The following is a 17,167-nucleotide window of genomic DNA, read 5'->3' as shown; positions in this document are numbered from 1 at the left end:
CCGCGCGGCCCTCAGCAGCCGAGGAGGCGAGGGGCGAGGTAGGCCTGCACCTGGTCGATGCTGATCCGCTCCTGCGCCATGGTGTCGCGCTCGCGGATCGTCACCGAGTCGTCCTGCAGGGTGTCGAAGTCCACGGTGATGCAGTACGGCGTACCGATCTCGTCCTGGCGCCGGTAGCGCTTGCCGATCGCCTGGGCGTCGTCGAAGTCGACGTTCCAGTGCTGGCGCAGCGCGGCGGCGAGGTCGCGGGCCTTCGGCGAGAGGTCGGCGTTGCGCGAGAGCGGGAGCACGGCCGCCTTGACCGGCGCGAGGCGGTGGTCCAGGCGCAGCACCGTGCGCTTGTCGACCCCGCCCTTGGCGTTGGGCGCCTCGTCCTCGGCGTACGCGTCGACGAGGAAGGTCATGAGCGAGCGTGACAGGCCGGCGGCCGGTTCGATGACGAAGGGGGTGTACTTCTCCCCGCTCGCCTGGTCGAAGTACACCAGCTCGGTGCCCGAGTGCTTGCTGTGGCTGGAGAGGTCGAAGTCGGTGCGGTTGGCGATGCCTTCAAGCTCGCCCCACTCGCTGCCGGTGAAGCCGAACCGGTACTCGATGTCGGTCGTGCCCTTGGAGTAGTGGCTGAGCTTCTCCTTCGGGTGCTCGTAGAGACGCAGGTTGTCGGGGTTGATCCCGAGGTCGGTGTACCAGCGCATCCGCTCCTCGATCCAGTAGCGGTGCCACTGCTCGTCCTCGCCGGGCTTGACGAAGAACTCCATCTCCATCTGCTCGAACTCACGGGTGCGGAAGATGAAGTTGCCCGGCGTGATCTCGTTGCGGAAGGACTTGCCGATCTGACCGATGCCGAAGGGGGGCTTGCGCCGGCTCGTCCCGAGGACGTTGAGGAAGTTGATGAAGATGCCCTGCGCGGTCTCGGGGCGCAGGTAGTGCAGGCCGCTCTCGTCCTCGACCACCCCGAGGTAGGTCTTGAGCATCATGTTGAACTCGCGCGGCTCGGTCCAACGCCCCCGCGTCCCGCAGTCCGGGCAGGCGATGTCGCTCGCCGGGATGTCGTCGGGGTTGACCTCCGGGGCGTCGGCGCCCTTCTTCGCGTTGACCTTGTCGGCCAGTGCCTCCTGGAGGTGGTCGAGGCGGTGCCGCTTGTGGCACTGGAGGCACTCGACCAGCGGGTCGGAGAAGGTGCCGACGTGGCCGGAGGCGACCCAGGTCTCGCGCGGGAGGATGATCGAGGAGTCCAGGCCGACGACGTCGTCGCGACCCTGGACCATCGAGCGCCACCACTGCCGCTTGATGTTCTCCTTCAGCTCGACACCGAGCGGGCCGTAGTCCCAGGCCGAACGCGTCCCTCCGTAGATCTCGCCGCAGGGGAAGACGAACCCGCGGCGCTTGCACAGGGAGACGACGGTGTCGACGGTCGAGGTCTGCTTGGCCATGCGGGCAAGGTTATCGGCCCGTCGGGGTGCGGCGAGAACCGCTTGGACAGGCGCCTACGCTGGTCCCGTGCCAGACCACCGCGCTCCCTCGTCGCAGACCCCGTCGGACACCCCCGTGGCGCGGGCCACTGCCCCGCTGGTCCGGTTCGTCTCCGGCCTGCCGCCCGCCGTCCCGGTGCTCTTCGTCTTCGGGCTCGTGATCATCGGGAGCGTCTTGCAGAGCTGGGGGTGGCTGCTCCTCGCCGCTGCCGCGCTCATCCTCGTGTGGGTCCTGGCGATCAGCTGGCCCCGGCTCACGCAGTCGGAGAAGCTGCTGCGCCTCGCCGTCATCGCGCTCGTCGTCGCGGTCACGATAGTCCGCGCCCTCCCCCGCTAAAGATCCGAATTTCCCTAGGTTTCTGTCAGGCGCTCAGGAATCTTCCTGAGCGCCTGACAGAAGCCTAGGGATCTGCGGGGGCGCTGGATTGACAACCATTATCGAAGTAGTGAGAATGGTTGTCATGCAGAAGCTCGTCGCCCTCTCCGCCGTCGCCGCCCTCTCCCTCGCCGCCTGCGGCGAGAGCAGCTCCTCCACCGAGGGCCAGGGCGAGGCGGCAGGCGAGACGCTCGACGTCGTCACCTCCTTCTACCCGCTCCAGTACGCGATCGAGCAGGTCGGGGGCGAGCGGGTCAGCGTGAACAACCTCACCAAGCCCGGCGCCGAGCCGCACGACCTCGAGCTCTCGCCCCAGGACGTCCTCACGGTGAGCAAGGCCGACGCGCTGGTCTATCTCAAGGACTTCCAGCCCGCGGTCGACGACGCCGTGGGTGAGGCGAAGGAGAGCCTGGACGTGACCGAGGCCGCGCGGCTCGACCTCAGCACGACCGACGAGCACGAGGGCGAAGGCCACGAGCACGAAGGCGACGACCACGACCACGACCACGGCTCTCAGGACCCGCACTTCTGGCTGGACCCGATGCGCTACGCCGATGTCGCCGACGCCATCGCCGAGGAGCTCGGCCGGCTCGACCCGGAGCACCAGTCGGACTACACGGCAGCGGCGAAGGACCTGCGCACCCGCCTGACCGACCTCGACGCGAGCTTCACCGAGGGCCTGAAGACCTGCACTCAGGACGACCTCGTGACCAACCACGCCGCCTTCGGCTATCTCGCCGACGCGTACGGCTTCCACCAGGAGGCCATCACCCTCGGCCCGGACACCGAGCCCAGCTCGACGGCGATGGCCGAGGTCGTCGCGCACGTCAAGGAGCACGACATCGCGACGATCTACGCCGAGACGCTCGTGCCCACCGACGTCGCCGACACGATCGCCAAGGAGACCGGAGCCACGGTCGAGGTCCTCGACCCGATCGAGGGGGTCACCGACTCCTCCGCCGCGCATGACTACTTCGGCATCATGGATGCCAACCTCGAGACGCTGAAGAAGGGGCAGGACTGCTCGTGACCTCTCCACGGCTGGCCACGCCGGTCGTCCGACTGCGCTCGGCGTCCTTCGGGTACGCCGAGCGCGTCGTCGTGACCGGGGTCGACCTGACCGTCGACGCGGGCGAGGTGATCGCGGTGCTCGGGCCGAACGGGTCGGGCAAGTCCACCATCGTCAAGGGCATCCTCGGTCTTGCCCAGCTGACCTCCGGGACCGTCGAGCTCTTCGGGGAAGCGGCCGACGAGCTCTCGGACCGCACCCGACTGGGCTACGTCCCGCAGCGGCACACCCTCTCGGCGGCGATCAAGGCCACGGTGGAGGAGATCGTGGCCATCGGGCGTGTCCCCCACCACCCGGTGTGGGCGCCGTGGCGCCAGTACCGCCGCAGCGAGCGTCGGGTGATCCGCGACGCCATCGACGTCGTCGGCCTGGGCAGCCAGCGGACGCACGACGTGGCCACCCTCTCGGGAGGCCAGCAGCGGCGGGTGCTCATCGCCCGGGCGCTGGCGTCCTCCCCCGAGCTGTTCCTCCTCGACGAGCCGACCGCCGGGGTCGACGTCGGCAACCAGCAGGTGCTCGCCGACGTCCTGGCGCGCCTCGTCGCGTCCGGTGCCACGATGATCATCGTCACCCACGAGCTCGCCGCCCTGCGCGACATCGTCACCCGCGCCGTCGTGGTCAGGGACGGCGGGATCACCTACGACGGCCCGCCCGCGGCACTCTCCGACTCAGACCACGCCCACGACCACCACCATCACGACGACGACCTGGCTCCGCCCCCTTCGCACCTGCCACGACAGATCCCCACCACCGGGAGCGCCCGATGAGCGACCTGCTCTCCCTCGAGTTCATGCGCAACGCGCTCATGGCTGCTCTGCTCGTCGGGCTCGCCGCCCCGCTCGTCGGGGTCTTCCTCGTCCAGCGGGGCATGTCGCTCATCGGCGACGGACTGGGCCACATGGCCCTCGCGGGCGTCGGGATCGGGGTGGCCACCTCGACCTCACCGGTCTTCGTCGCCCTCGTCGTGACCCTCGTGGCGGCGGTGCTCATCGAGCTGTTGCGGCACTACGCCCGCACGAGCGGCGACCTCGCGCTCGCGGTGATGTTCTACGGCGGGATCGCCGCCGGTGTGGTCCTCGTCGCGAAGGCACCCAGCGGGTCATCCGTGAACCTCTCCGGCTTCCTCTTCGGGGCGATCACGACCGTGACCCGGGCCGACCTCGTGACCTTCGCGACGCTGACCCTCGCGGTGGTGCTGGCGACGGGCCTGATGCGCCAGCGCCTCTTCGCCGTGGCCCAGGACGAGGAGTACGCCCGGGCTGTCGGACTGCCGGTCACCGCGCTCAATGTGCTGCTCGCCGCGCTGACTGCCCTGATCGTCGTGGTTTCGATGCGCGTCGTCGGGCTGCTGCTCATCAGCGCCCTGATGATCCTGCCGAACGCGACCGGCCAGCAGCTCGGGCGCAGCTACCGCGGGTCGCTACTGTGGGCCGTGCTCGTCGGCGTGCTCGCCAGCGTCGGCGGGGTGATCACCTCCTTCTACGCCGACACCCCCTCCGGCGGCACCATCGTCCTGATCCTCATCGCGGTCTTCGTCGTCTCGGCCACCGGAGCAGGCCTGCATAGGACGCTGCGGCGGTCCCGGAGCACCCCGGTCACCGGGCACCCCCACGGGCACGTCCACTGGGAGAGCTGTGGTCACGAGCAGGTGCTGCACGGAGACCACGTCGACTACCTGCACGACGGCCACCGGCACGCGGCTCACGGCGACCACTGGCACGAGCACGGTGAGCACGACGACGGTGAGCACGACGACGTAGAGTCGGCCCCGACACCGACGGGAGGACAGCGATGACCCAGACCACGCGACGACCCACCCGGCAGCGCCGCGCCGTCGCCGAGGCGCTGGCCACCTCGCCGGAGTTCCACTCCGCCCAGCAGCTGCACGCCCACCTCCAGCGCGAGGGCACCAAGATCGGGTTGGCGACGGTCTACCGGGCGCTGCAGGCGATGAGCGACGACGGCGACGTCGACGTCGTCCGGACCGACGACGGCGAGTCGCTCTACCGCAGCTGCAGCACCGGGCACCACCACCACCTCGTCTGCCGTGGGTGCGGCCGGGCGGTGGAGATCGAGGGACCTGCCGTGGAGCGCTGGGCCACCCGGGTCAGCGACGAGCACGGCTTCGTCGACGTCGAGCACACCGTCGAGATCTTCGGCACCTGCCAGGACTGCGCCGACTGATCGGGCACCTGCGGGTCAGCTCGACGGGCGGTCCACGGCTCCCCCGTACCTCCGGTCGCGCCGGGCGTACGTCTCGATGGCCTGCCACAGGTGCCGGCGGTCGTAGTCCGGCCACAGCGTCTCCTGGAAGACCATCTCGGCGTAGGCGCTCTGCCACAGCAGGAAGTTGCTCGTGCGCTGCTCACCGCTGGAGCGCACGAAGAGGTCGACGTCCGGCATCCCCGGCTCGGGCAGGTACCGGGCGACCGTCCGCTCGTCGACGCCGCTGCCCTTGAGCCGGCCCCGGCGGACGTCCTCGGCGATGCGCTGCACGGCGTCGGCGATCTCGGCCCGGCCTCCGTAGTTGACGCAGAAGTACAAGGTCATCGCGTCGTTGTCGGCGGTCAGCTCCTGGGCGGTCTCCAGCTCCTTGATCACCGAGCCCCACAGCCGGGGGCGCCGCCCCACCCAGCGCATCCGCACCCCCCACTCGTGCAGCTGGTCGCGTCGCCGACGGATCACGTCGCGGTTGAAGCCCATGAGGAAGCGCACCTCCTCGGGCGAGCGCTTCCAGTTCTCGGTCGAGAACGCGTACGCCGACAGGTGGGTGACCCCGATCTCGAGCGCACCGGCCACCACGTCGAGCAGGGCCGCCTCACCGGCCTCGTGCCCTCGGGTGCGGGGCAGCCCGCGCTCGTTGGCCCAGCGGCCGTTGCCGTCCATGACGATCGCGACATGACCCGGGACGAGCTCGGGGGGCAGTGCCGGCGGGCGGGCGCCGCTGGGATGGGCGAAGGGGGGGACGTAGCGGCTCATCGTGTCCTTCCGGGATCGGGGGTGCGGTCGACGTACCCGAGCGCGCGGATCCCGCGCTCGAGGTGCCACTGGGCGAAGGCTGCGGTCAGCCCGCTGCCCTCGCGACGCTCGCGAGGGCCGGAGTCGTCGGCCCGCGCCCAGTCCCCGGACAGCAGCGCACCGAGCAGCTCGAGGGTCGCCGGCGCCGGCGCCGAGGAGCCGGCCGGGCGGCAGCTGGGGCACACCGCTCCGCCGGAGGCGATGTGGAACGCTCGGTGCGGCCCCTCGGCCCCGCACCGAGCGCAGTCGTGCAGGCTCGGCGCCCACCCGGCCACCGAGAGCGCCCGCAGCAGGTAGGCGTCGAGGACCAGCGTCGCCTCGTGGGCGCCGCCGGCGAGGGTGCGCAGGGCACCGCACAGCAGGTGGTACTGCGCCACCGCGCTCTCGTGCTCCTCGGTCAGCCGGTCGGCGGTCTCGAGGATCGCGACAGCGGCCGTCCAGTCGGCGTAGGACGAGGCGAGCACGTGGCCCCAGGCGTCCAGCCCGACGGCCTGGGTGATCGTGTCCAGGGAACGCCCCTCGTAGCACTGCAGGTCGACGTGCATGCCGGGCTCGAGGCGCGCCCCGAAGCGGGACTTGGTGCGGCGCACACCCTTCGCCACCGCCCGCACCTTGCCTCTCGACCGGGTGAGGATCGTGATGATCCGGTCCGCCTCACCGAGCTTGTGCGTGCGCAGCACGACACCGGAGTCACGGTAGAGGGGCATGGGGACAGTCTCCTACACGCCGTTCCTCGCACACCTGTTCGATCGGGCTGCTAGCCTGGGCACATGCTGCAGGCGACCCTCTTCGACGAGGCGGCGGTGCCGACGCTGGCGCCGCTGGCCCCGAGTCGTCGGGCGCTCGATGCCACGGCGTGGATCGACGTCCAACCGGGCTGGCTCACCGGCGGGCACGAGGTCCTGGACACCCTGGTCCGTGAGGTGGACTGGGTCGCCGAGCGCCGCCAGATGTACGACCGGGTGCTCGACGTGCCCCGCCTGACCCGCTTCTACGCCGAGGGCGAGCCGCTCCCCCGCGACATCGTTCGCCAGGCTGGCGCGGTCCTCACCGAGCACTATCGAGACGAGCTCGGCGAGCCCTTCGCGACCGCCGGGATGTGCCTCTACCGCGACGGCGAGGACTCCGTCGCCTGGCACGGAGATCGCATCGGCCGCAGCCGTGAGCGCGACACGATGATCGCGATCGTCTCCCTCGGCTCGGCCCGGGTGCTGGCCCTGCGCCCTCGGGACGGCGGCTCGAGCACCCGGGTGACCCTCGGCCACGGTGACCTGATCGTCATGGGCGGGTCGTGCCAGCGGACCTGGGACCACTGCGTCCCCAAGGCGAAGGGGGTGACCTCCGCCCGGATCAGCATCCAGTACCGGGTCCGCGGGGTGCGCTGACCGACCGCTTACTCGCGACCGGAGCTGATCCAGGTCGGGTCCAAGTTGATGTTTCGGCCGCCCTCCACTGCGGCCGCCACCGCGTCCAGCTCAGCCATCGCGTCGTCGTCAAGCCTGAGATCGGCGAAGGCGAGGTTCTCCCGCATCCGCTGGACTCGCCGTGATCCGGGGATCGGCACGCAGGTCACGCCGAGCCGGTCCGCGCGCTGGACCAGCCAGGCAAGTGCCACCTGTGCGCGGCTGGCTCCATACCTCCCGGCCACCTCGCCGATCGCGGCGACCACACGCTCCACTCGCTCTGCACCGCGCTGATCGGGTGGACGGCATGCGCGCGCCGCAGCTCCGATGCGGTGACCTCGCTCAGGCCGAGGTGACCGACCGCGCCCGCTGCTAGCAGACGGCCACGACGAAGGCGAAGGCGGCCATGACGAGAACGGCGACGATGAGGGTACCGGAGGGACCGTCGAAAACCAGGCGGTGGGGAGCAGCACGCCCACCGAGGCGGCCACGGCGCTGCCCAGGACGAGGAATCCCCCGGCGTGAAGGAAGTCGTGCCGGGCCGCCGCGACCATCTGCGCCAGGCGGCTGCCGTGGACGTGCTCCCGCGAGGGCATCTTGATCATGTCGTCGCGCCCGAGCCGCAACCACACCCAGCCGACGATGACCGCCGTGGCGAAGGAGGCGAGGAAGCGGGCCAGCACCATCTCGGTCTGGCCGGATCCCTCGGGAGACGAGCGAGCCGGCGATCGGCACGCTGGCCCACTCGCACCCTGGGAGCACCATCCCGGACAGTCCCGCGACCGGCACCGCCGAGGCGGGCCGTCGCGGGAGCATCCGGGTGATGGCGTCCGGTGGGATGAGCACGGCGATCGCCGCCGAGAGCACTACTCCGAGGACGAGGAAGGGCAGCGCCTGCAACGAGATCGACACGAAGACGGTGAATCACGACGCGAGCGCGGTGTGCTCCTCGAAGAGCCCGGTGATCCACGGCCGGGCCAGGGTGAGAGCGGCGATGGCCCCGGCGAGGACGAAGACCGGCAGCGCCGACTCGCGTCGTCCGGCCTCCGGTCGAGGTCGGACCTCCCAGTCCGTGCTGTCCAGGTCGTGGCTCACGCCGCCCACACTAGAGCGAGACCCGAGCCGAGTCGCGTTCTGCCCTGTTCACCGCCGACATGATCGCCCGCAACGAGGCCTTGACGATCGACTCGTGCAGCCCGACCCCCCACAGCACCCGGTCCCCGACCGCGCACTCGACGTAGGACGCGGCGCGCGCATCACCACCGGCGGAGAGCGCATGCTCGTGGTAGTCGAGCACCCGCACGTCGACGCCGATGCTCGACAGGGCGTCGGTGAAGGCGTCGATCGGGCCGTTGCCGCGTCCGTGCAGGGTGACCTCCTGCCCGCCGTCGCGGATGACCGACTCGATGTGGTCCATCCCGTCCTCGCTGCCGGTGAGGGTCGAGCGGACCGGGCTGAGGCGGCCCCAGCGCTCCCCCTCGACCTCGCCGTGCAGGTACTCGTCGGAGAAGATCCGCCACAGCGCCTCGGCGCTGACCTCTCCCCCTTCGCTGTCGGTCTTGCGCTGGACCACCTGAGAGAACTCGACCTGCAGGCGCCGCGGCATGTCCAGGCCGTGGTCGGCCTTGAGCAGGTAGGACACCCCGCCCTTGCCGGACTGGCTGTTGACCCGGACCACGGCCTCGTAGGACCGGCCGATGTCGTGCGGGTCGATCGGCAGGTAGGGCACGCCCCAGGGGATGTCGTCGACGCTGGTGCCGGCCTCCTTGGCCCGGCGCTCCATGTCGTCGAAGCCCTTGTTGATCGCGTCCTGGTGCGACCCGGAGAAGGCGGTGTACACCAGGTCACCGCCCCACGGGTGGCGCGGGTGGACCGGCAGCTGGTTGCAGTGCTCGACGGTGCGGCGGATCTCGTCCATCCGGCTGAAGTCGATCTGCGGGTCGATGCCCTGGCTGAAGAGGTTCATCCCCAGGGTGACGAGGTCGACGTTGCCGGTGCGCTCACCGTTGCCGAAGAGGCAGCCCTCGATCCGGTCGGCCCCGGCCAGGTACCCGAGCTCGGCGGCGGCTACCCCTTCGCCCCGGTCGTTGTGCGGGTGCAGCGAGATGAGCACGCTGTCCCGCCGGTCGAGGTGGCGGCCCATCCACTCGATCGAGTCGGCGTAGACGTTGGGGCTGGCCATCTCGACGGTCGCCGGCAGGTTGATGATCATCTTGTGCTCGGGGGTGGGGTCGATCACGGCGATGACCTCGTTGCAGATCCGCGCAGCGAACTCCAGCTCGGTGCCCGTGTAGGACTCGGGGCTGTACTCGTAGTAGACGACCGTCTGCGGGATGCCCGCCTCGAGCTCCTTGCACAGACGCGCACCCTGCAACGCGATGTCGATGATGCCGTCCTGGCTGGCGCCGAAGACGACGCGACGCTGCAGCACGGAGGTCGAGTTGTAGAAGTGCACGATCGCCTGGGGGGCACCGGCGATCGCCTCGAAGGTCCGCTCGATGAGGTGCTCGCGGCACTGGGTGAGCACCTGGATCGTCACGTCGGGCGGGATGTGACCGCCCTCGACGAGCTGACGGCAGAAGTCGAAGTCGGTCTGGCTGGCGCTGGGGAAGCCGACCTCGATCTCCTTGTAGCCCATCTGCACGAGCAGGCGGAACATCGTCAGCTTGCGCTCGGAGTCCATCGGGTCGATGAGCGCCTGGTTGCCGTCGCGCAGGTCGACCGCGCACCAGCGCGGAGCCTTCGTCATCACCTGGTCGGGCCAGGTGCGGTCAGGCAGCTCGACGCTGATCTGGTCCTGGAAGGGGAGGTACTTGCGGGTCGGCATCCCGGAGGGGGCCTGGGGGTGGATCATCGTACTGCTCCTGGTCGTCGCTGCTGGCTCGGCCGGGCACGAGCTCCTCCGCGACGAGGGGCGGCCGGTACTAGGCCTCGTCGCGGCGAAGAAGGAGCAGAAGGGTCCGCACGGCGGTCACCCTAGCGCTCACGAGCGGCGGGCGTGCAACGCCTCCGCGATCTGGACGGCGTTGAGCGCCGCGCCCTTGCGAAGGTTGTCCCCGACGACGAAGAGCACGAGGCCCTTGCCCTCGGGCGCCGCCTGATCGGCGCGGACCCGCCCGACGAAGACCTCGTCGCGCCCGGTCGCCTCGAGCGGGTTGGGGTGCTCGGTCACGACGACACCGGGCGCCTCCTCGAGCAGCTCGAGGGCCCGCTCGACCGACAGCTCGTCGGCGAGCTCGACGTGCACCGCGAGGGCGTGCCCGGTGAAGACCGGGACGCGCACGCAGGTGCCCGAGACCCGCATGTCAGGGGCGTGCAGGATGCGGCGCGACTCGTTGCGCAGCTTCTGCTCCTCGTCGGTCTCGCGGGACCCGTCCTCGACCACCGACCCGGCCACGGGGACGACGTTGAAGGCGACCGGCACGACGTACGTCTCAGGCGAAGGGAGGGTCAGGGCCGACCCGTCGCGGGCGAGGTCCTTGGGGTCGCCGCTGGCGTACCCGGCGCGCAGCTGGGAGTCGAGCTCGTCCAGACCGGCACCCCCGGAGCCGGAGACGGCCTGGTAGCTGGCCACCCGCAGGCCGACGATGCCGGCCTCTTCGTGCAGCGGGCTGAGCACCGGCATAGCGGCCATCGTGGTGCAGTTCGGGTTGGCGACGATGCCCTTGGGGATGTCGTTGAGGTCGGCGGCGTTGACCTCGGAGACGACGAGCGGCACCTGGGGGTCCTTGCGCCACGCGCTGGAGTTGTCGATGACGGTGGCGCCCGCCGCGGCGACCTTGGGCGCCCACTCCGTGCTCGTGCTACCACCCGCTGAGAAGAGGGCGATGTCCAGGCCCGAGAAGTCGGCGGTCGCGGTGTCCTCGACGGCGATCTCCTCGCCCTTCCACGGCAGGGTCGTGCCGGCTGAGCGGGCCGAGGCGAAGTACCGCATGGAGGTCACGGGGAACTCCCGCTGCTCCAGCAGGTCCCGCATGACCTGACCGACCTGTCCAGTGGCTCCGAAGACTCCGATGTGCATGTGCTCCACCCTACGAGACGCCAGCGGGCCCGCCGTCACGGTGCTCGTGACGGCGGGCCCGGCCGAATGATGACGCGCAGGTCAGCGGTCGCGTCGTCGCTCTCGATCTCGGTGGAGGACGTCGCGCACCTCCGAACGCAGCTCGTTCACCTCTTCCTCGAAGTCGTGCACCTCGCTACGCACCTCCTGGACCAGGGACTTGCGGAACTGCCGTCGACGCCCGTGGACGAGCAGCTCGTTCTCGCGCATGAGTGCCTTGCCGGTCGCGACCGCCATCCCGATCATCACGAAGACGAACGGCACGGCTACGAGGATCGACATGGTCTGCAGCGCGGACAGCCCGCTGCCTCCCGCGCCCCCGACGATGATCAGCGCCGCGGCGATCGAGCCCTCGAGCACGGCCCACAGGATGCGGCTCCAGGTCGGCGGGTTCGGGTCGCCGCCGGAGGCGATCATGTCCACGACGAACGAGCCCGAGTCTGAGCTCGTGACGAAGAAGACGATCACCAGGCCGATGGCCACGACGCTCAGCAGGGTCGAGAGCGGGAGTCCGTCGAGCATCTGGAACAGGGCGAGATCGGTCGAGACCGCGCCCTCGGAGTCGATCAGGCCACCGTCACCGAAGATCTCCCGGTAGATGCCGCTGCCACCGAAGATCGAGAACCAGAGCAGCCCGACCAGCGTGGGCGCGAGCAGGACGCCGAAGACGAACTCCCGGACGGTGCGTCCGCGCGAGATGCGCGCGATGAAGACGCCGACGAAGGGCGACCAGCTGATCCACCAGCCCCAGTAGAAGGTGGTCCAGCGCGAGAGCCAGCCCTGCCCGTCCTCGCCGGAGAAGGCGAAGGTGCGGAAGCTGAGCCGGAAGAAGTTCTGGATGTAGGAACCGAGCTGCTGCACGAAGTCGCTCAGCAGGAAGAAGGTCGGTCCCAGCAGCAGCACGGTCACCATGAGCAGGCCGGCGACGACCATGTTGATGTTCGAGAGGAACTGGATGCCCTTGTCGACACCGGTGACCACGGAGATCGTGGCGATGGCGGTGATACCGACGATGAGCAGCACCAGGAGCGTGGTCGACACGCTCCCCTCGTCGTTGACCTCGGCGACGCCGAGGTGACCCAGACCGGCCCCGACCTGGGAGACACCCAGGCCCAGCGAGGTCGCCACGCCGAAGAGTGTGCCGACGATGGCCAGGACGTCGATGACGTCGCCGACCCAGCCCTTGACCCGGTCGCCGAAGATCGGCTCCAGGGCCCAGCGGATCGAGATCGGGCGCTTCTTGCGGTGGACGGCGTAGGCCATCGCGAGGCCGACGACGACGTAGATCGCCCAGGCGTGCAGACCCCAGTGCAAGAAGGTGGTGTCCATCGCCTCACGAGCCCGTGCCGCGGCGGAGTCGCCCGTACCCGGCGGCGGGCTGGCGAAGTGGTTCAGCGGCTCGGCGACGCCCCAGAAGACCAGGCCGATGCCCATGCCCGCGGCGAAGAGCATCGCGAACCATGACGGCAGGGAGAACTCCGGGTCCTCGTCCGGGTCACCGAGGACGATGTTGCCCATCTGGCTGAAGCCGATCCAGAAGGAGAAGAAGACCATGGCGGTCACGCTGAGCACGAAGAACCAGCCGAGGTCGCCGACCACGGTGTCCATGACCGTGCCGAGCGCCTCGTCCAGGGTGCCGGGCGCGATGAGCGCGAAGCCCACGAAGACCACCAGCAGCACGGTGGCGGGCCAGAAGACCCGGGGGGCAGAGATCGCGCCCTCGGAGTAGTGAGTGGGCGGCAGGGGTGGCGGTTCGGTCTCGGTCGCGGCCAGCGGGACCTCGCCGGGCGGCTGGCTCGAGTGCTTGGTGTCCTCGCTCACAGGGACTCTCCGATCGGTGGCGTACAGAGCTGTCGGCGACCGCGCCGGTGGTGGTTTCGCGGACGCCGACCTGGGTCTCGTGCGGGCTCACTGTACAAGGTCGCCCGCTCGCCACCCGGTGCTCGCGCCGTCGACCCGCTCGTCGCCAACGGCGTCGGCCCAGGTCAGAAGCCCAGACGCTGCAGCTGCTTGGGGTCCCGCTGCCAGTCCTTGGCGACCTTGACGTGCAGGTCGAGATACACGCGCTGACCGAGCACCCGCTCGATGCCCTGGCGGGCCGACGTGCCGACCTCGCGCAGCCTCGACCCACCGCGCCCGATGATGATCGCCTTCTGGCTCTCCCGCTCGACGAAGACGTGAACCCGCACGTCGACCATCGGGGCGTCCGCGGGCCGGTCGGCGCGCGGGGCCATCTCCTCGACGACGACGGCCAGGGAGTGGGGCAGCTCGTCCCGGACACCCTCAAGCGCCGCCTCTCGGACGAGCTCGGCGATCATCGTCTCGGTGGGCTCGTCGGTGAGGACGTCCTCCGGGTAGAGCGGGGCGGGCGACTCGGGCAGCTGCTCGCCGAGCACGGAGAGCACGTCGTCGACCTGGTCTCCGGCCACCGCCGAGCAGGGGACGATGGCTGCCCAGTCACCGAGCTGGTCGATCGCGATGAGATGCTCGGCGAGGCGCTGCTTGTCCACCGCGTCGCTCTTGGTCGCGATCGCCACGACCGGTGTGCGGCGCACGCGCTGCAGCTCGGCGAGATCCTTGGCGATGTAGGTGTCACCGGGCCCGATCCGCTGGTCGGCGGGCAAGCAGAATCCGACGACGTCGACGTCGAGCAGGGTCTCGCGCACGAGGTCGTTGAGCCGCTGCCCGAGGAGGGTCCGCGGCTTGTGCAGGCCGGGTGTGTCGACGAGGACGAGCTGGCGTCCCGGGCGGGAGACGATGCCGCGGATCGTGTGGCGGGTCGTCTGCGGCTTGCTCGAGGTGATCGCCACCTTGTCACCGACGAGGGCGTTGGTCAGCGTTGACTTGCCGGCGTTGGGCCGGCCGACGAGGCAGGCGAAGCCGGCGCGGTAGGGGCCTGCGGCTGCTCCGGCGCTCATCTCTCGTCCTCGCTCTCGTCGCTCTCCTCCGGCAGCCGGTCGACGACGACGGTCGCGATCCGGTGCCTCCTGCCGGCCATCTTCTCAGCCGTCAGCGCGAGCCCGGCGATCTCGACGCGGGACCCGAGGATCGGGACGCGGCCGCCGACCTTGCCGATGAGGCCTCCGACGGTGTCGACCTCCTCCTCGTCGAGGGTGATGTCGAAGAGCTCCTCGAGGTCGTCGACGTGCATCGACGCAGGTACCCGCGTGCGCCCGTCCTCGAGCTCCTCGACGCCCGGCGTCTCCCGGTCGTACTCGTCCTCGATCTCGCCGACGATCTCCTCGATGATGTCCTCGATCGTCACCATCCCCGCGGTTCCCCCGTACTCGTCGACGACGATCGCGGCGTGGATGTGGTCCTGCTGCATCTCGCGCAGCAGGGCGTCGACCGCCTTGCTCTCGGGGACGAAGGGCGCGGGGCGCATCATCGTGCTCACGAGATCTCCCGCCGCCTCGGGAGCGGCGTCGACCCTTCGCACGACGTCCTTGAGGTACAGCAGCCCGACGATGTCGTCGGTGCTCTCCCCCACGACGGGCACGCGCGAGAACCCGGAGCGGATGAAGAGCTTCATCGCCTTGCGCACCGGCTTGTCGGCCTCGATGGTGATCATGTCGGTCCGCGGCACCATCACCTCGCGGGCGAAGGTGTCACCGAGCTCGAAGACCGAGTGCAGCATCTCGCGCTCGCCGGCCTCGATGAGCGCCGACTCCCCGGCGAGGTCGACCAGATCCCGCAGCTCGGCCTCGGAGCGGAACGGCCCGTCGCGGTAGCCCTTGCCGGGTGTCACGGCGTTGCCGAGGGTCACGAGCAGCCGGGCGACCGGGCCGAGGACGCGGCGCAGCCCGACGACGACGGGGGCGGCGGCCAGCGAGACGGCGGTGCTGTGCTGGCGACCGAGGGTCCGCGGCGACACCCCGACGAGGACGAAGGACACGAGGGCCATGACCGCGACCGCGGCGAGCAGCGCCCGGGTGTCGTCCTCGACGATGTCGGCCACGACGATGGTGACGATGACGGCCGCGGTGGCCTCGGCGATGGCCCGCACGAAGGTGAGGACGGCGACGTACCCGGAGCTGTCGGCGAGGATCGTGCGAAGGGGGCCCGCCCCCCTTCGCCCGTCGTCCTCGGCCTCGTCGGCCGCGACCCGGGAGGTCGAGGCGATCGCCGACTCGGTGAGGGCGAGGACGAAGGCCAGCAGGACCGCCGCGATCGTGGCGAGGACGAGAGGGGCGCTCACGAGCGGCCGGCGGGCGGCGTGGCCGTGCGGCCGCGCTCGGCGAGGAAGGTGAGGAGCAGACGGCGCTGGAGGTCGAACATCTCGCGCTCCTCGGCGACCTCGGCGTGGTCGTAGCCCAGGAGGTGGAGGATGCCGTGGGTGGTGAGCAGGAGGAGCTCTTCCTCCACCGCGTGCCCGGCCTGGACCGCCTGGCGCGCAGCGACCGCCGGGCACAGGACGATGTCGCCGAGGATCCCCTCGGAGAGCTCGCCGGGCCGTCCGGGGAGCAGCTCGTCCATCGGGAAGGACATCACGTCGGTCGGTCCCTCGAGGTCCATCCACTGCTCGTGCAGCTCGGCGATCGTCGGCTCGTCGACGAGGCGCACGTAGAGATCGGACTGAGGGTGCACGTGCATCTCGTCCAGGACGTACTCGGCCAGCTCACGGATCTCGGCCAGGTCCGCGGCGTGGTCGGTCTCGTTGCTCAGCTCGATGCTCATCGGGCGCCCTCTCCCCCCTTCGTCCGGCCGCCGGAACGGCTGGCGTCCCACCGGTCGTAGGCGTCGACGATCTGCCCGACCAGGCGGTGGCGCACGACGTCCTGGCTGGTCAGCTCGGCGAAGTGGATGTCCTCGATTCCGTCGAGGACCCGGCGCACGACCTTCAGCCCGGACTCGGTCCCGCCGGGCAGGTCGACCTGGGTGGTGTCGCCGGTGACGACGACCTTGGAGCCGAAGCCGAGCCGGGTGAGGAACATCTTCATCTGCTCGGGCGAGGTGTTCTGCGCCTCGTCGAGGATGATGAAGGCATCGTTCAGGGTTCTTCCACGCATATAAGCCAGTGGCGCGACCTCGATCGTGCCGGCCGCCATGAGCCGGGGGATCGACTCGGGGTCGAGCATGTCGTGCAGGGCGTCGTAGAGCGGGCGCAGGTAGGGGTCGATCTTGTCGTTCAGCGACCCGGGCAGGAAGCCGAGGCGCTCCCCCGCCTCGACGGCGGGCCGGGTGAGGATGATCCGGTTGACCTGCTTGGCCTGCAGCGCCGCGACGGCCTTGGCCATCGCGAGGTAGGTCTTGCCGGTGCCGGCCGGCCCGAGGCCGAAGACGACGGTGTTGGTGTCGATCGCGTCGACGTACTGCTTCTGGCCGAGGGTCTTGGGCCGGATCGTGCGGCCGCGGTTGCTCACGATGTTCTGCGTCAGGACGTCGGCGGGTCGGTCGTGGGTCTGCCCGCGCAGCATCGAGATCGAGCGCTCGACCGCGTCGCGGTTGAGCGCCTGGCCGGTCGAGGCGATCTCGATGAGCTCACCGAGCAGGCGGTCGATGATGTCGACGTCGTCCTTGGGGCCGCTGAGGCGGAACTCGTTGCCGCGCACGAGGATCTCGGTCTTGGGGAACTGCCGTTCCATGGTCCGCAGCAGCTCGTCCCGCGCCCCGAGCAGGGCGACGGGCGAGACCGAGTCGGGCAGGACGATTGTCTCGTCGACGATCCGGGCGGGGCCGGAGCCGGTGCGCACGGTCTCGTCGGGCAGGGCGTCGAGGGCGGAGAGGTCTGGTCGGTCGGAGTCAGGCATCGTGGTCACGAGTTTACGGGCG

Annotated in this window: 18 protein-coding genes and 1 pseudogene; 6 read left to right on the top strand and 13 right to left on the bottom strand. The window is 70.2% G+C overall.

Going from position 1 to position 17,167, the window contains the following annotated elements:
- Nucleotides 1-11 precede the first annotated feature (11 nt).
- Nucleotides 12-1,430, bottom strand: a complete 1,419-nt coding sequence (locus FB557_RS09880; RefSeq protein WP_144857440.1) for a glycine--tRNA ligase — start codon at nt 1,428-1,430, stop codon at nt 12-14.
- Nucleotides 1,431-1,497: 67 nt separating this feature from the next.
- On the opposite strand from FB557_RS09880, the gene FB557_RS09875 reads away from it, so the two are divergent.
- The 5 genes from FB557_RS09875 (at nt 1,498) to FB557_RS09855 (ending at nt 5,098) form a co-directional block, all read left to right on the top strand.
- Complete coding sequence (locus FB557_RS09875; RefSeq protein WP_144857439.1) at nt 1,498-1,806, top strand: hypothetical protein; 309 nt, start codon at nt 1,498-1,500, stop codon at nt 1,804-1,806.
- 124 nt (nt 1,807-1,930) lie between these two features.
- Nucleotides 1,931-2,875 carry a metal ABC transporter substrate-binding protein gene (locus FB557_RS09870; protein WP_246074674.1) on the top strand — a complete coding sequence of 315 codons (945 nt, stop codon included), beginning with the start codon at nt 1,931-1,933 and terminating at the stop codon, nt 2,873-2,875.
- Nucleotides 2,872-3,681: a metal ABC transporter ATP-binding protein gene (locus FB557_RS09865; protein WP_246074673.1), complete on the top strand. Its 810-nt coding sequence runs from the start codon at nt 2,872-2,874 to the stop codon at nt 3,679-3,681. Before FB557_RS09870 ends, FB557_RS09865 begins: the two co-directional genes overlap by 4 nt.
- Entirely contained in the window at nt 3,678-4,709 is a 1,032-nt protein-coding gene (locus tag FB557_RS09860) for a metal ABC transporter permease (RefSeq protein ID WP_144857436.1), read from the top strand. Before FB557_RS09865 ends, FB557_RS09860 begins: the two co-directional genes overlap by 4 nt.
- A complete protein-coding gene (locus FB557_RS09855) occupies nt 4,706-5,098 on the top strand; it encodes a Fur family transcriptional regulator (protein WP_144857435.1) in 393 nt (130 codons plus the stop codon). Before FB557_RS09860 ends, FB557_RS09855 begins: the two co-directional genes overlap by 4 nt.
- 15 nt (nt 5,099-5,113) lie before the next feature.
- On the opposite strand, the gene FB557_RS09850 is transcribed toward FB557_RS09855, so the two are convergent.
- Both FB557_RS09850 and recO read right to left on the bottom strand, forming a co-directional pair.
- Complete coding sequence (locus FB557_RS09850) at nt 5,114-5,893, bottom strand: isoprenyl transferase (RefSeq protein WP_144857434.1); 780 nt, start codon at nt 5,891-5,893, stop codon at nt 5,114-5,116.
- Nucleotides 5,890-6,639 (bottom strand): DNA repair protein RecO, encoded by a 750-nt coding sequence (gene recO, locus FB557_RS09845; protein WP_144857433.1) that lies wholly within the window; start codon nt 6,637-6,639, stop codon nt 5,890-5,892. Before recO ends, FB557_RS09850 begins: the two co-directional genes overlap by 4 nt.
- Nucleotides 6,640-6,702: 63 nt before the next feature.
- Between recO and FB557_RS09840 the strand changes: the two genes are divergently transcribed.
- Nucleotides 6,703-7,317, top strand: coding sequence for an alpha-ketoglutarate-dependent dioxygenase AlkB (locus FB557_RS09840; RefSeq protein ID WP_144857432.1), 615 nt, complete (start codon nt 6,703-6,705; stop codon nt 7,315-7,317).
- Between the two features lie 8 nt (nt 7,318-7,325).
- Here the strand turns inward: FB557_RS09840 and FB557_RS14605 are convergent, their stop codons facing one another.
- From FB557_RS14605 to FB557_RS09795, 10 genes and pseudogenes are all read right to left on the bottom strand, one after another.
- Nucleotides 7,326-8,021 carry an aldo/keto reductase gene (locus FB557_RS14605; protein ID WP_246074670.1) on the bottom strand — a complete coding sequence of 232 codons (696 nt, stop codon included), beginning with the start codon at nt 8,019-8,021 and terminating at the stop codon, nt 7,326-7,328.
- A gap of 25 nt (nt 8,022-8,046) precedes the next feature.
- A pseudogene (locus FB557_RS14890) lies at nt 8,047-8,247 on the bottom strand (permease); the annotation flags it as partial.
- A 12-nt stretch (nt 8,248-8,259) separates the two neighbouring features.
- Nucleotides 8,260-8,430 carry a hypothetical protein gene (locus FB557_RS14200; RefSeq protein WP_170236258.1) on the bottom strand — a complete coding sequence of 57 codons (171 nt, stop codon included), beginning with the start codon at nt 8,428-8,430 and terminating at the stop codon, nt 8,260-8,262.
- A gap of 10 nt (nt 8,431-8,440) precedes the next feature.
- Nucleotides 8,441-10,189, bottom strand: a complete 1,749-nt coding sequence (gene leuA, locus FB557_RS09825; RefSeq protein WP_144857430.1) for a 2-isopropylmalate synthase — start codon at nt 10,187-10,189, stop codon at nt 8,441-8,443.
- Nucleotides 10,190-10,318: 129 nt separating this feature from the next.
- Nucleotides 10,319-11,356, bottom strand: a complete 1,038-nt coding sequence (locus FB557_RS09820; protein WP_144857429.1) for an aspartate-semialdehyde dehydrogenase — start codon at nt 11,354-11,356, stop codon at nt 10,319-10,321.
- 81 nt (nt 11,357-11,437) lie between these two features.
- Entirely contained in the window at nt 11,438-13,216 is a 1,779-nt protein-coding gene (locus FB557_RS09815) for a BCCT family transporter (protein ID WP_246074668.1), read from the bottom strand.
- Nucleotides 13,217-13,380: 164 nt separating this feature from the next.
- Nucleotides 13,381-14,313: a GTPase Era gene (gene era, locus FB557_RS09810; RefSeq protein ID WP_144857428.1), complete on the bottom strand. Its 933-nt coding sequence runs from the start codon at nt 14,311-14,313 to the stop codon at nt 13,381-13,383.
- Nucleotides 14,310-15,593: a hemolysin family protein gene (locus FB557_RS09805; protein WP_144857427.1), complete on the bottom strand. Its 1,284-nt coding sequence runs from the start codon at nt 15,591-15,593 to the stop codon at nt 14,310-14,312. Before FB557_RS09805 ends, era begins: the two co-directional genes overlap by 4 nt.
- Complete coding sequence (gene ybeY, locus FB557_RS09800; RefSeq protein WP_144857426.1) at nt 15,590-16,072, bottom strand: rRNA maturation RNase YbeY; 483 nt, start codon at nt 16,070-16,072, stop codon at nt 15,590-15,592. Before ybeY ends, FB557_RS09805 begins: the two co-directional genes overlap by 4 nt.
- Nucleotides 16,069-17,145, bottom strand: a complete 1,077-nt coding sequence (locus FB557_RS09795; RefSeq protein ID WP_144857425.1) for a PhoH family protein — start codon at nt 17,143-17,145, stop codon at nt 16,069-16,071. Before FB557_RS09795 ends, ybeY begins: the two co-directional genes overlap by 4 nt.
- Nucleotides 17,146-17,167: the final 22 nt, after the last annotated feature.

This window comes from Marihabitans asiaticum, from assembly GCF_007828725.1.
In the GTDB taxonomy this organism is placed as follows: domain Bacteria; phylum Actinomycetota; class Actinomycetes; order Actinomycetales; family Dermatophilaceae; genus Marihabitans; species Marihabitans asiaticum.
This window is presented reverse-complemented; position numbering and strand designations above follow the sequence as displayed.